General features: G+C 39.7%; 13 protein-coding genes. 6 read left to right on the forward strand and 7 right to left on the reverse strand.

The genetic code is table 11. The features are described 5' to 3' along the window. Positions 1-156: 156 nt before the first annotated feature. The 4 genes from pyk to WN50_RS14395 form a co-directional block, all read right to left on the reverse strand. On the reverse strand, positions 157-1,581 hold the full coding sequence (gene pyk, locus WN50_RS14380) for a pyruvate kinase (protein WP_046281449.1): 1,425 nt from the start codon (positions 1,579-1,581) through the stop codon (positions 157-159). Positions 1,582-1,702: 121 nt separating this feature from the next. Beyond that, on the reverse strand, positions 1,703-2,704 hold the full coding sequence (locus WN50_RS14385; protein ID WP_046281450.1) for an L-lactate dehydrogenase: 1,002 nt from the start codon (positions 2,702-2,704) through the stop codon (positions 1,703-1,705). 471 nt (positions 2,705-3,175) lie between these two features. Next, entirely contained in the window at positions 3,176-3,949 is a 774-nt protein-coding gene (locus tag WN50_RS14390) for an arylamine N-acetyltransferase family protein (protein WP_046281451.1), read from the reverse strand. A gap of 1 nt (position 3,950) precedes the next feature. Then, on the reverse strand, positions 3,951-4,838 hold the full coding sequence (locus WN50_RS14395) for an isocitrate lyase/PEP mutase family protein (protein ID WP_046281452.1): 888 nt from the start codon (positions 4,836-4,838) through the stop codon (positions 3,951-3,953). 293 nt (positions 4,839-5,131) lie between these two features. On the opposite strand from WN50_RS14395, the gene WN50_RS34075 reads away from it, so the two are divergent. The 3 genes from WN50_RS34075 to WN50_RS14405 all read left to right on the forward strand — a co-directional run. Next, positions 5,132-5,531: AbrB family transcriptional regulator (locus tag WN50_RS34075; RefSeq protein WP_235440962.1), on the forward strand; the 400-nt coding region annotated here is incomplete at its 3' end. 5 nt (positions 5,532-5,536) lie between these two features. After that, a complete protein-coding gene (locus WN50_RS14400; protein WP_200906283.1) occupies positions 5,537-6,448 on the forward strand; it encodes an AbrB family transcriptional regulator in 912 nt (303 codons plus the stop codon). Between the two features lie 90 nt (positions 6,449-6,538). Next, positions 6,539-8,035: a dihydroorotase gene (locus WN50_RS14405; protein ID WP_046281454.1), complete on the forward strand. Its 1,497-nt coding sequence runs from the start codon at positions 6,539-6,541 to the stop codon at positions 8,033-8,035. Between the two features lie 182 nt (positions 8,036-8,217). On the opposite strand, the gene WN50_RS14410 is transcribed toward WN50_RS14405, so the two are convergent. The 3 genes from WN50_RS14410 to WN50_RS14420 form a co-directional block, all read right to left on the reverse strand. Further along, positions 8,218-8,535 (reverse strand): hypothetical protein, encoded by a 318-nt coding sequence (locus WN50_RS14410; RefSeq protein ID WP_049559546.1) that lies wholly within the window; start codon positions 8,533-8,535, stop codon positions 8,218-8,220. A 157-nt stretch (positions 8,536-8,692) separates the two neighbouring features. Continuing rightward, on the reverse strand, positions 8,693-8,890 hold a 198-nt coding region (locus WN50_RS14415), incomplete at its 5' end, for a hypothetical protein (protein ID WP_235440963.1). A 9-nt stretch (positions 8,891-8,899) separates the two neighbouring features. Further along, entirely contained in the window at positions 8,900-9,439 is a 540-nt protein-coding gene (locus tag WN50_RS14420) for a hypothetical protein (RefSeq protein ID WP_152964812.1), read from the reverse strand. A gap of 252 nt (positions 9,440-9,691) precedes the next feature. Between WN50_RS14420 and WN50_RS14425 the strand changes: the two genes are divergently transcribed. From WN50_RS14425 to WN50_RS35345, 3 genes are all read left to right on the forward strand, one after another. Next, positions 9,692-10,285 (forward strand): Uma2 family endonuclease (locus tag WN50_RS14425; RefSeq protein ID WP_049559554.1); only part of this gene is annotated, 594 nt, incomplete at its 3' end. Positions 10,286-10,343: 58 nt separating this feature from the next. Continuing rightward, positions 10,344-10,712: a hypothetical protein gene (locus WN50_RS14430; protein WP_425354807.1), complete on the forward strand. Its 369-nt coding sequence runs from the start codon at positions 10,344-10,346 to the stop codon at positions 10,710-10,712. A gap of 65 nt (positions 10,713-10,777) precedes the next feature. Then, the gene (locus WN50_RS35345; protein ID WP_200906282.1) at positions 10,778-10,951 is read left to right on the forward strand and encodes a hypothetical protein; all 174 of its coding nucleotides are present in this window, start codon (positions 10,778-10,780) and stop codon (positions 10,949-10,951) included. Positions 10,952-11,204 lie beyond the last annotated feature (253 nt).

Raw genomic sequence — 11,204 nt, forward strand, 5'->3', positions numbered from 1 at the left:
CAGGAGACAGGAGACAGAATTGAAACCTTTATCATAAAAGGATTTGACAGAAAAACAGTGTCCTAATCAAAGGCTTCGACTGCTATATCAGAGGATATTTAAGAATATTTGAGCGGAAGAACTTCAACTGGAGCAATTCTCCCGCTACCTTAAATTTTAGCTTTCAATCCGATGAATTTTCAGGAAATTCGTTCCTCGCGGATGCTTAGTCGGAATTCCTGCAACAACGAGAATTTGATCGCCTGTACTGACTAACTGACGTTCTAACAGCAAGCTCTCGGCTTGATCGATTAATCCTTCAAAAGAACCCACTTCATGGGCGAGTAAAATCGGTCTTACACCCCAAACTAGATTTAAACGATGGTAGGTTTTGGAATCAGGTGTAAACGCGACAACAGGGGCTTTGGGTCGTTCGGCGGCGGCGAGTTCAGCCGTATAGCCTGTGCTGGTATAAGCAACAATACATTTCAACGGCAGAATTTTATCAATCGTATTTAAGGCTTCACTCAACGCATGGGTTTCGTCGGACTCGGCGGGAGGATAGTTAATAAATTTCAATTCCGGTTCGACATCAGAAGCAATTTTAGAAAGCATGGCCACTGCTTTAACCGGAAAATGACCAACGGCGGACTCTCCCGACAACATCACCGCATCCGTACCGTCAATAATCGCATTAGCGACATCAGACGCTTCTGCACGAGTCGGACGGGGATTATTAATCATGCTTTCTAGCATTTGGGTTGCAGTAATCACCGGAATTCCTTTTTGGTTGCAGAGTCTAATAATCTGTTTTTGCAACAACGGGACTCTTTCGGGACTCATTTCTACGCCCAAATCACCTCGGGCTACCATCAAACCGTCACATTCATTGATAATCGCTTCTAGGTTCGCAATAGCTTGGGGCTTCTCAATTTTTGCCATCACGGGAATATTCCCCGCACCCCGTTGAGCGAGAAATTCTTTGAGATTGCGGACATCTTCGGCCCGACGGACAAAACTCAGAGACACCCAATCGATTCCTTGAGATAAACCAAATTCTAAATCCTGCATATCCTTTTCCGTCATCGAAGGCAGTTGCAAGATTAAACTGGGCAAATTAACGCCTTTGCGACTTTTGAGAAAGCCTCCTTCAATCACTTTACATTTAACGGCATTTCCCGATATTGCCTCAATTCTTAATTCTAATAATCCATCATCAAGCAAAATTTGCGCTCCGGGTTCTGCTTCTTCTGCTAAATAGGGATAATCAATCGAAACAGTATGAGGTTGATTGTCATATTCCTCGACAGGAACTAAAGTGAGGTATTCACCTGTTATGAGTTCAATTGCATCATCGGGTAACTGACCGACTCGAATTTTCGGCCCTTGCAAATCTTGCAACAATGTTATGGGCATATCCAAGTCTTGAGAAACTTGTCGTAACATTTTAATTGTCTCTGCATGGTCTTCATAGCTGCCATGAGAAAAATTTAATCGGGCGACGCTCATTCCTGCACAAGCCATTTGTTTGAGGATATTGGGATCTCGACTAGCGGGGCCAATCGTTGCGACAATTTTGGTTCGGTGGGTGAGTAGTTTCATAGCTTTTAATCTGTTAGCAGTTAAAGGTTGATTGAAAGTTCTCCATTCAGGGAGACTCGATCTTTATTTTCAGTAGCTCAAGAACAAGATCAGCCGTTTTTAGGTGTCAAATTGTTAATTTTTAGAGATCCAGTTGGTCGATATACTCTCGCAAAGTTTGAGCCGATTTATGTAGGAGTTTTTCTTCGTTTTCCGCGAGGGATAAATTCATCACTTTCATCACGCCTCCCCGATTGATAATTGAAGGTAAACTGATACAAAGATCTTCGGATAAGCCGTACATTTTATCAACTCTTGTACTAACGGTAAAAATCCGATTTTGATTGCGAAGAATCGCTTTGACAATTTCCGTCACCGCTAAACCAATCGCATAGGACGTGTATCCTTTGCGTTTGATAATCTCATAAGCGGCATTTTTCACTTGTTTGAAAATATCATTTAACTCTTCTAAATCACAGGCTGGACTGCCACTCCAGTCGCCATCACAGATTTTCATTCCGGCAACATTTGCTGTACTCCAAACGGGAACTTCACTATCACCATGTTCCCCGACAATATAAGCATGAACGCTGCGAGGATCAATATCTAATCGGTTCGCGAGTAAAGCCCGAAAACGAGCGGTATCGAGTACCGTTCCTGAACCCAATACTCGGGAACTGGGAAAACCAGAAAGCTTCAAACTCACATAGGTCATAATGTCAACGGGGTTGGCGACAATCAGTAAAATAGCATTGGGACAATATTTCACCACATCCCCAATTAAACCCCTAAAAATTTTCACGTTACGATGCAATAAATCTAGACGAGTTTCGCCTTCTCTTTGACTGGCTCCTGCTGTTATAATCACGATATCTGCATCCTGTCCGACATCAGCAACGCTTCCCGCGTGAACACGAGTTGGGGAAATAAAAGGAATGCCATGAAGTAAATCCATGACTTCTCCTTCAACTTTTTCGGTTGCAATATCTTGTAGGATAAGTTCATCAAAACAGTCTTGAATTAGCATAGAATAGGCACAAGCCATCCCAACTTGACCTGCACCAATGATTACACCCTTGCGAGGTTTAATTGTATTTTCTAAGTTTTCAGCATCAGGATGTAGATTAAACAATCCTTCAAACATAAATCCTCCAGTCAGTGTATGATTTTTTGAGTAAATTCAATTAGAATAAAAATTGTACGCGATGATACAATTGACTGGCTTTGATTATACAACTGCCTTTGTCCCTTCTAACTGAATTACACCTCAGATCTTGCACCAGCCTCAGAAACCGGGTTTCTGGCAATTCCCCTTAGCTGAAAACCTATATTTTTCCTTGAGAAACCCGGTTTCTCAGATCTGTTGAGAATGGTGCAAGATCTCAGTTACACCTGATTTTACCACTATCTTTTCGAGTCACACTGCAATGATTGAATAGATAATCTCCTCTTAACCCTCATTCTCAATGTTCTTAACCTATCAGCTAGCGGAGGTTCAACACAAATCAATGATTGATCGACTTTTTGAGATTCTATAGGAAGGCTGCTATCCTAAGAATTAATGCTTCACCTCTATAAAAAGATAGATGTTTATCAAGATGAGCATTTTTAAATTTTAGGAAAATAGATGTTTGAAGGAAAGATCTAGGTTAATCCCAAAATAATCTTGTAAAATTTTATGATACTCTGCTTCTGTGTCAATGATATGTTCTTGTCGTTGACCATTTTGAGTGATAATTAATCGGTTATCGCTCAATGTAACTCGACCTTCTAGCGTTGGTTTTGTACAGATACGACGCTGAGTAAAAATTGATTGAGGAGAGGTTTGATTATATTCACAAGTGGTTTGAAAATCGGTTAAGTTTCTCGGGGTTAATGTAAAACAATATTTAGGTTGATAATTTCCTTCTTTTTTATGATAGAATATCCAATTATTCTGATTATTAATAAGCTGATAAGTTTCTCCGTTTTGGATTTGTTCAGTTGAACTTTCAAACTTCAACGGATAAAGAAAAGAGTCTCCAAAACCCACATCGGCTAACCAAAAATCCCTGTCTTGTACCCGTAGAGTTAAATGACCAAATTCTCGCCCAAAATCACCCTCTTCTCGCGCAACTTGAGCGGAAAGGAGAGTCACCTTAAACCCAAGTTGTTGGAGTAGCCAGGAAAATAAAGAGTTGAGTTCATAACAAAATCCGCCTCGATGTTGTTGAACTATTTTATGGTATAACGCTTCTAAATTCAGATTGATAGGTTGGTTGAGATGAATACTGAAATTTTCAAAGGGAACAGTCAGTAAATGACAGTAATGCAGTTGATGAAGCGTCTCAATATTAGGTTCAAGAGAACCTTGATAGTGAATGCGGTTCAGGTATTCTGTAACATCCATATTAAACCGAGTCTTGTTTATCGATTTGATTATAAAATTGCTGTTCAATTTGACGATATTTCGGGACATCAATCAGTTTCTCAAACTGCTGAAAACTGACCAAATTTTCGACATTGGCTGTTGTTCCAGTTTCCTTCAAGTGACGCAAACAGTCCGTCATGGCTTTAGTTACCGTAAACAAACCCGTTAACGGAAAAAACACGATTTTAAACCCCATCTGTTGCAATTCCTGGGCGGATAACTGAGGTGTTTTTCCTCCTTCAATGATATTCGCCACTAAGGGAATATTAGGTAAAGCTTCAGCAATTTTAACCAATTCATCCTGAGACTGTGGTGCTTCAATAAAAATCACATCAGCCCCCGCTTCAAAATAAGCTAAACCTCGGTTAATTGCTTCTTCTAAACCCAAGGGAGCGCGAGCATCTGTCCGTCCAATTATTACTAAACCGCTATCCCCTCTCGCCTCAACCGCCGCTTGAATTTTAGACACTTGTTCCGAGGTAGAAATGACTCGTTTTCCCTCGAAATGACCACATTTTTTCGGCCATTCTTGGTCTTCTAAAAGAATTCCAGAAACCCCTAAATTTACGGCTTCTTTCACGGTACGGATGACATTTAAAACATTACCATAACCTGTATCTAAGTCAGCAATTAACGGAATGTTAACAGACTGAGTAATTCTGCCAATACTGTAGAACATTTCAGTCGCGGTGAGAAAACCATAGTCCGGTAAACCCAGTGTTGATGCAGCAATACCAAACCCACTGGTAGCGACGACTTCAAAGCCAAGCTGTTCAGCAATTTTAGCACTCAAACAATCATAAACACCCGGAATCACCACAATTTCCGTTTGTTCTAGTCGTGTTCTCAGTTGATTTCTAGAAGACATAGGGGAATGTTAAATCTCTATAATTTAGGATACACTGATCTCTGTCGCTGAAGATCGTATATTTTAGAGTCACTTTTTTAGATAAGATAGAGAGATGATAGATTGATAGGGATGATCGCTGTGGATGGCTAGCAACCCTGGGAAATCTTCAAATATCGATGACTCATCTAAATTTAGAGAGAGTCTCGGATATTGAGCAAGTTTTTTCAACAATCAACTCAGATTTCTAGATTTGTATCAAAATCAAAGCCGTAAGTTTTTGTGCTGAGAGTATATATCCTCTGTCGTTAGTTATGATTTGGAAAATTCTAGCTTTATCTCAATTTCAATCTCAAGATAGTAAAACGAATTCTATCCAATTAAAACAGGTTATTTTATCCAGTTTGTTAAATAGTCACCAAATCACACAGCAGTTTGCTTTTGCCATTGCAGCAGGCTTTTTATTTAGCTGGCTTAATATTCCAGTCGGTTGGTTACTCGGGCCTATGGTTGTCGGGATTATTTATGCCGCCATTGCAGGGAATTCTAAGCCTTTACCTGCGAATTTTATGACTTTTGGGAAAGCCTTTTTAGGTCTAGCAACAGCAGTACGCTTTTCTCCAGAAACTCTAATTGTTGCTTCTAACTATGCTATTCCTTTGCTTTTTTGCATTGTTTTTACCGGGATTATTAGCTTGTTTCACGGTTACTTATNTTTTATGACTTTTGGGAAAGCCTTTTTAGGTCTAGCAACAGCAGTACGCTTTTCTCCAGAAACTCTAATTGTTGCTTCTAACTATGCTATTCCTTTGCTTTTTTGCATTGTTTTTACCGGGATTATTAGCTTGTTTCACGGTTACTTATTGTCACGTTTTTCAGGTATTAATCGAGTCACAGGGTTGTTATCTTTCATTCCTGGTTTGGCATCGAGTATTATTGCCATCGGAGAAGAAATGGGAGCTGATGCGGTGGCAATTGCTTTATTTCAATACCTCCGTTTGTTATTGGTTATTTTCATCGTTCCCAGTTTAGTTACCTTTTTGTTTCCGGCTGATTCTGTCAATTTAAACTCAGCCGTATTTCTGACTACTACCCCGTCATCAGTTCCTCTATTCTTGAATTTGTTAATCTTAGCAGTTTGCTGTTTTCTCGGAATTTGGGGGGGTGAGAAATTACGCTTACCTGCATCGGGATTTTTAGGAACATTCATCGTGGGTTTGATTGGATTTTGGACATTGCCTGACTATTTTCTCGTTCCTCAATGGCTATTTAAAACGGGATTATTATTGGTTGGACTTTCAATCGGGCTAAAGTTTAATTTCAGCACAGTTAGAAAACTCTTAAAAGCGGTATTGATTGAAATTGGGTTAGTGATTTCACTGATTTTATTTTGTTTAGGAATTGCATATGGATTTCATCAGTTTACACAGGTTGATCTGGTGACTGCTGTTTTAGGATTGACACCGGGAGGATTAGAGGCGATGATTGCAACCGTTGTTCAGCTAGGAGGGGATACAAGCCTTGTATTAGCAATTCAATTAAGTCGAATGTTAATGATTCTTTTAATCGCTCCTTGGTTAACTGCTTTTGTGCTTAAACAAGAAAAACGTTCAGAGGATTTTTCAGAATAGAAATGAATAATTATCCAAAATAATAGCAAAATTAGTGAATAGTTTTTTCAGTTTGAGGTATTATAGGTCTAAATTTCTGCACTGAAAATTATGTCGAAAGCTTTGATCTTTGATCAACTGATTAAAAATGTTCGGGTTGTTCGTCCTCATCAGCCCTCTGTGGAAACCCTTGATCTCGGTATTAAAGAGGGAAAATTCGTGCAAATTGAGCCAAATCTCAAGCCTGAAGACGCTCAACAAACATTTGATGGAAATCACCTTTTAGCCTTTCCCGGTGTTGTGGATGCTCATATGCACGTGGGAATTTATCAACCGCTCAACCAAGATGCTGTTACGGAGAGTAAAGCGGCTGCAATGGGCGGTGTAACAAGTAGTTTAAACTATATTCGCACAGGTCAATATTATCTCAATCAAGGCGGAACTTACCATCAGTTTTTTCCAAAATTATTAGCTCTTTCTGAGGGTAATTTTTATGTTGATTATGGTTATAATATCGCCCCAATATCTGCCCAACATATTGAAGAAATGCCGCAACTATTTGAAGAGTTTGGGGTTTCTTCGTTTAAAGTTTTTATGTTCTATGGTGGTTATGGGTTGCATGGTTTATCCGATCAGCAAAATTTATTTTTAATGATAAACAAAGAAGAACGTTATGATGTGGCTCATTTTGAGTTTATCATGCGAAGTTTGACTCAAATGCGCGAAAAATATCCTGAGTTTAAAGATTATCTCAGTTTGAGTTTGCATTGTGAAATTGCGGAAATATTAAGCGCCTATACAAAAATTGTTCAACAGGATAATACCCTAACTGGACTGAAAGCTTATAGTGCGGCTCGTCCTCCTCATTCGGAAGGATTAGCGATTTGTATTGCGTCTTATCTCGCCCATGAAACGAACTGTATTAATATCAATTTACTCCACTTAAGTTCCCGCAAAGCCATTGAAGCCGCTTTAATGATGCAAGCCACATTTCCTCATATTAATTTTCGTCGAGAAGTCACCGTCGGACATTTGCTTTTAGATGTGGATGCACCGACAGGAAAATGGGCAAAAGTTAACCCTCCTATTCGTCCGCGAGAAGATGTAGAATTTTTATGGCAAGCAGTTATAAATGGTCAAATTGATTGGATTGTTAGCGATCACGCTTGTTGTTCTGCTGAACAAAAAGTTTCTCAACAAAACCCCGACAATATTTGGTTAGCGAAGTCCGGTTTTGGCGGAACTGAATATTTACTTTCAGGGGTTTTTAGCGAAGGAAATAAACGCGGAATGCCTTATCATCAAATGGCTAAATTATTATGTTGGAATCCTGCACAACGATTTGGATTGTTAGAAAAGGGGGATATTGCTGTTGGTTACGACGCGGATTTGGTGTTAGTTGATCCCAATGAAACGTTTACCGTTCGGGCGGATGAATCACGGTCTCAACAGGGTTATACGCCCTTTGAAGGCATGGAATTAACCGGACGAGTTAAAAGTACATTTCTTCGCGGAAATTTGATTTATCACAACGGAGAAATTCTCGGTTCGCCTCAAGGACGTTATTTAAAACGACCCTATGGAAAGACTACAAAAAAATTCAAGTAAAGGCGTTTTGAAAAAAGTAACATAATTTAGAGAGTTAACGCCTTAGCTTTAGCTCATTGATACTCGAATCAAANGAGAAATTCTCGGTTCGCCTCAAGGACGTTATTTAAAACGACCCTATGGAAAGACTACAAAAAAATTCAAGTAAAGGCGTTTTGAAAAAAGTAACATAATTTAGAGAGTTAACGCCTTAGCTTTAGCTCATTGATACTCGAATCAAAGTCCGTATGACAAATAATTTCTTCAAGACTAGATACTCGTTTTTGCAACTGGTCGATTTTTGTTTGTTCAAGTAAGTTTGTTGGTTGTACAAATATCCAAACTGATACAGTGCTAACCGTAGCTGCAATTATCACGGCTAAAGGTAAAATTGTGTAGTTCTCAACGAGAGCGATGATAGGTACACAAGCGAGTAAACAAAAGATAGATAAACTCCATATCCATTTTGTTGCTGCTAACCGAACATCATTCATCTCAAATTGCTTCTTTTGACTAGACATAATACATCCTCTGATTAAAAATGAATAATCCACCAGTTAGATTTAAATCTCTTTGAAAGAATTATGTTTTCAAAAAATATCTTGAAAAACTGGTGGTCTATTTTTATGAACTTTTTTCATTCCAGACAGCGAGAATTCATCATGTAGCTGTAGTTATCTACTCCTGGCTTTGATCTGCTTTTCGCTTATTATTATGAGGTGAAGTCAACGCCTTCACAGTTTGCCATGCTGCCAATCCAACCCCGACTGTTGCGACTACCGGTAAAGCGGCAGAAACGGCAAGTCCTGCTGCCCCTGCCGCCATTCCACTACCAACCACACCACCAACAGCAGCCAAACCTGAACCGATCATATCNGTAGTTATCTACTCCTGGCTTTGATCTGCTTTTCGCTTATTATTATGAGGTGAAGTCAACGCCTTCACAGTTTGCCATGCTGCCAATCCAACCCCGACTGTTGCGACTACCGGTAAAGCGGCAGAAACGGCAAGTCCTGCTGCCCCTGCCGCCATTCCACTACCAACCACACCACCAACAGCAGCCAAACCTGAACCGATCATATCTGCTACGCTCAGATCCATCACGGCACTTACACTTAACAAAGCCCCAACAACGGCTCCGCCCACCCATGCTCCTGTGGTATTGGGAGGATCAGGCTTGACAATAATAACCGGAGGATCAGTCTTATAGGTAATACTATCATCAATATTAATGTTACATTCTGATTTCCCCAATCCCCGTGATTCTGCTGTACATAATGGTTGTGCTGAATTCTGAACTACTGTTGTTGTAGGTTGATTAGCCCAAGCAGGCTGAGACATCAGAGGAAAAAAGAAGGTAGAAAACAACAATACTGACATGAAGAATGTTGTTATGCGTCCTAGAAACGTTTGTGACTTCATCATCTTGCTCCAAGTTCTTTAAGTTAAAAAGAAAAACCATCTCAATTGCAACCTATTAATCCTGTGATGTTTTTAGGTTACTATACATAATCTAAACCCATAAATTATGGTTGTCAATTAGAGAAATTACTGATCTTGATGATTCGCCTGATTGATCAAGTATCCGTAATTTTACGGAAGTTATACGCTCTTTAATGAAAAAATAAATTTTTATGCTAAAATAGAGCAAAGTTTAATTTGTTCAGTCGCATTTATATGACTGAGATAACCTCAAAAATCGAACTTCCATCCCCTTTCCCAGACCATACTCAACTCCCCGAGTCGGATGGTACATTTGTGAAAAATTTTCAGGAGCATCCCCAGAGTATTTTACTCACAGATTCTATCGGCCCAATCTTACAAAAAATTCATCCAGACGGACAATATACCATCGGTCAAGACTGTGGAATTTATTGGCGAGAAACTGACCCGCCCGAAAAAGGAGCGGAAGCGCCGGACTGGTTTTATGTTCCCAATGTTCCGCCTAAACTTGATGGTAAAATTCGTCGTTCTTATGTCTTGTGGCGGGAATTTATGGCTCCTCTCATTGCCTTAGAATTTGCGAGCGGAAACGGTGACGAAGAACGGGATAATACACCGTTATCTCGAACCGGAGAAAAGCAAAGACCGGGAAAATTTTGGGTTTATGAACAAATTATCCGCATTCCCTATTACGGCATTTATGAAATCAATAATAGTAAGTTAGAAGTTTACACTCATCGGAACGGCTATTATCAAAAAATGTCTCCCAATGAACGCGATCACTATCCTATTTTACCTCTAGGAATAGAGTTAGGATTGTGGCAAGGTNCGAACCGGAGAAAAGCAAAGACCGGGAAAATTTTGGGTTTATGAACAAATTATCCGCATTCCCTATTACGGCATTTATGAAATCAATAATAGTAAGTTAGAAGTTTACACTCATCGGAACGGCTATTATCAAAAAATGTCTCCCAATGAACGCGATCACTATCCTATTTTACCTCTAGGAATAGAGTTAGGATTGTGGCAAGGTCGCTATCAAAATCAAGACCAATTGTGGTTAAGATGGTGGGATAACGAAGGTAATTTGTTGTTAATAGGAGATGAACGGGCTGAACAAGAAAGACAACGGGCTGAACAAGCCGAACAAGAGCGCAAAAATGCCATTCCTCGGTTGTTAGGAATGGGGTTAAGCGTTGAACAGGTGGCGGAAGCCCTCAATCTCAGCATCGAACAAGTTCAACAACAGATTTAAACCTCAGACCCCCCATTATTTGATTTTTGCTTCAAAATATAGATGGAGTCATTTTAGAGGTATCTATGTTTCCTTTTTTCAATCCTTGCTGGAATTGGGACAGTTCATCGAGTTCTCAGAAAGCTTATCAAGAGCGCAAACTGAATTTTTTGAAGTGGATGCGAGATGATCTCGAAACTCGACTAGCTGGACTTAACGCGGCGATAGAAACTGTTGAACGCCAAATGAATCAAGAGTAAGCGTGATCAAGTTTTAAGTTGGAAATTTAACCTTTAAAACACCCTAAAAACCTGGTTTCTCCAAGAAACCGGGTTTTTGTTTTGAGAGAAACCGGGTTTTTGTTTTGAGAGAAACCGTGTTTTTGTGCCTCATCAACTGCCATAATCTAGGTAAAATTACTGCTCAACTATCTATAGCACTACGCAAATTGGTTAGGACATTTTTAGATTCTGAAACCCTTTCATAGTCTGCTGTTCCCTGTTCCCCGTTCCC

Source organism: Limnoraphis robusta CS-951 (genome assembly GCF_000972705.2).